This window comes from Cellulomonas sp. IC4_254 (genome assembly GCF_011603975.1).
Taxonomy (GTDB): domain Bacteria; phylum Actinomycetota; class Actinomycetes; order Actinomycetales; family Cellulomonadaceae; genus Cellulomonas.
In genome coordinates this window covers 1-2,439 of record NZ_JAANNB010000319.1, presented here as the reverse complement: position 1 = coordinate 2,439, position 2,439 = coordinate 1, and the positions used below count along the sequence as shown (strand labels likewise).

At 78.1% G+C, this 2,439-nt stretch carries 1 protein-coding gene and 1 pseudogene; one reads left to right on the top strand and one right to left on the bottom strand.

Annotated elements, in window-relative coordinates; all coding sequences use genetic code 11:
• On the bottom strand, window positions 1-1,077 hold a 1,077-nt coding region (locus G6556_RS18330; protein WP_166944518.1), incomplete at its 3' end, for a serine protease.
• A gap of 276 nt (window positions 1,078-1,353) precedes the next feature.
• On the opposite strand from G6556_RS18330, the pseudogene G6556_RS18325 reads away from it, so the two are divergent.
• Window positions 1,354-2,439, top strand: a pseudogene (locus G6556_RS18325) (caspase family protein); the annotation flags it as partial.

Genomic DNA, 2,439 nt, shown 5'->3' with positions numbered 1-2,439 from the left:
CGCCGGCGACAGCGCGGCCGCCGTCTCGTGCCCGCCGTGCGGCGTCGGCGGGTCGTCCAGGGCGTCGACGAGCGCGCGCCGCCCGGGGTCCAGCGGCAGCCCGGCCAGGTGGTGCAGGATCCGGCTGATCCGGATGCCCTCGTTCAGCGACCCGGTGGCCCCGGGGGCCGGGTCGGGGACGCTGGCGTGGTGCAGCGCGACGACCTCCCACTGGTCGTTGAACACCGGCGACCCCGAGGACCCGGGCTCGGTGTCGGTGACGTAGTGCAGGACCTGCTCGGGGATGTCGACGAGCCGGTTCTCCCGCAGCGCGACCTCCTTCCGGCGCGCGGCCGGGTGCTGCACGATCGTCACGGACTCCCCGACCACGACGGTGCCCTGCGCGTCGGTCAGCCGGCACCAGCCGAACGGTGCGGTGCTCGCCGGCGCCCCCGCGACGGCCACCAGCGCGAAGTCGAGCTCCGGGTCCGCCACGAAGAAGGCGTCCGGGTCCAGACCGACCTCGACGACCGGCAGCGGGTCGCCGTCGAGCCCGCGCTGGAAGTCGAGCTGCAGCACGCTGCCCGCGGCCACGTCGGGCGCCGGCAGCACGTGGTGGTTGGTCAGCAGCAGGTGCGCGGACACCAGGAACCCGGTGCCGAAACCAGCGGTCCGGCCGTCGGCGCCCCGGATCACGACCCGGCCGACGGTGCGCTGCGCGACGAAGCCGCCCTCGAGGTAGCGCGCCTCGAGGAAGTCCGGCTGGTTGATCACCTTCTCCAGCAGGACCTGCGGCGCGCCGGGCAGGTCGAGCCGCTCGGCCGCGTCCGCCACCAGGGCGGGCGCGGGCGCGTCGACCGGGACGGAGTCGGGGTCCGCGCCGGTGCGGAACCGGCTCACCCGGTCGACGCGGCGGGCCACGCGCAGCGGGTCGTTGGCCTCGACGAGCTCCCCGCGGTCCACCCGCTCGACCGCCGGGACCCGGACGCCGGCCCGGTCCCGTGCACGGCGGGCGGCGAGCTCCCGCTGGAGCTCCTCCTGCGCCCGGAGGCGCTCGGGCAGGGTGGTGCCGCCTCCCGGCGCGGTGACGGTGTCCATGGGTCCGGCCCCCTCCGGCGGACGACGCGGCGGACGCCCGGCGCTCCGTGCGGGTGGCCGGACGGGGCGGGCGCCGTCGCCCGTCCCCCGCCCGGCGGACGGGACGCCTCGAGACCACCGACGCTAGCAGTGTGACCCGGGCCACACCAGCACGGCCCGGAGTCTTGACGCGCCCCCGCGCCGGTGCTGCACTCGAAGGGTCCGCGCCCCGGACGACGGAGTCGAGATGGCCGCCCGCCCACACCCGTCAGCCACCCGACCGGTCGGGTGACCACGGTGGCGCGCGCGCTGGTCCTCGTCGGCGTGGCTCGCACCGGCGGCCGGTTCCCCGAGCTGCCCGCGGTGCCCGGCGCCGTCGCGGCCGTCCGCACCTGGGCCACGGAGCAGGGCGTGCCGGACGACCTGGTGCTGACCTTCACCGACGACGACGGCTCCCCGGTCACGTCCGGCGACGTGCTGGCCGGCGTGCGCGCCCTGGTCGACCGCGGCGACGTCGACCAGCTCGTCGTCTACTTCAGCGGTCACGGCATCAACACCGGCAACGCGGAGTTCTGGCTGCTCACCGGGGCGCCGGAGGACGGCAGCCAGGCCGTGAACGTGTCGTTGACCTCGTGGTTCGCGGAGCGGCTGCCGGTGCGGCACGTCGTGCTCGTCTCGGACGCCTGCCGCACCGCCGCGAGCACCGTGCAGGAGCTCAGCGTGCAGGGCGTCGCTGTGGTGCCGAACCTGCCGCCGCGCGGACCGGCCGCGGCCGTGGACGTGTTCTACGCCTGCGCGCTCGGCGACCCGGCCTACGAGGTCAAGGACCCGGCGGCCTCCGGCGCCGCGTACCAGGCGCTGTTCACGTCGGCGCTCGTGGGCGCGCTGCGCGGCGACCACCCGGCCCTCGTCACCCCGGGGACCGGCGCCGGGTTCGGGCTCGTGCAGCCGTGGCCGCTCAAGCGCGCCCTGCCGTCCCTGGTCGCCGAGCGGCTCACCGCCGCGCACGCCCCGCTCGACCTGGCGCAGACGCCGGACGCCCGGCTGTCGTCGGACCCCCTGGAGGCGTGGCTGTCCCGGCTGGAGCCGTGGCCGCTCGCGGGCGGGTCGCCGGAGGTCGCCGGTGCCGTGACCGAGCGGGTCGTGCTCGAGGCGGCGCCCGCCGACGCGGCCGGGGCCGACGCGGCCGGGGCCGAGCCGGCCCGGGCCGAGCCGGCGCCGCCCGACATGACGGCGGCCGAGGCGACGGCGGCCGCGAACCCGGCGGTGCCGCCGGTCCCGGCCGCGCGGGCCGCCGCGGCCGAGGCCGCCGACCGCCTCGTGCTGGGTCTCGCCGTGGGCCTCGCCGCGGGCGCCAGCGGGCTGCCCGCCACCGCCGTCGGC